1 pseudogene is annotated in these 501 nt (G+C 52.5%); it reads right to left on the reverse strand.

Features of this window, described 5'->3' with window-relative positions:
* Positions 1 to 501 (reverse strand): annotated as a pseudogene (locus tag R7R78_RS29905) (flagellar hook-length control protein FliK); the annotation flags it as partial.

The following is a 501-nucleotide window of genomic DNA, read 5'->3' on the forward strand; positions in this document are numbered from 1 at the left end:
ATGCGAATTTGCATACGGCCAAGCTCTGGTGGGTCAAGTCGGATGTCGAGGTTCTTCAAGTTCTTCGACATCATCATTTGTACTTTTTCCGCCACTTGCTCATTAGCGAGTTCTTTTGTTAATTGCAGAGGCAGTTGTGCTTGCTGAGCGGCTTCCGCTCGGGTTTGCTGTTGGGCTGTTACACCTTGTTGACCTGCTGCCGCTTGCAGCTGTCCTGCTAATCCGTATTGCGACTCTGGCTTATCTTGCTGGCTCGCCGTAGCTTTCAACGCACCTGCACTTAACGCGGCATTGATCGCTTTGTGGCTCACTTCACCATTAGCAGCCATTTGAACTGCTGGGTTGAAATTATTCGCCACCAGCGCATCCGGCATTGGTGTGGACGCAAGTTTATCGGCATGTTGAGCCATTGGCGCTTGCGCAGCGGCGTGCTTCATCTCTTGCGCGTTTACGTATTGTGCTTGTTGCCCCATCGCGACTGTAGCGGCCGTTCGTTCACTG

This window comes from Vibrio sp. 2134-1, assembly GCF_033339495.1.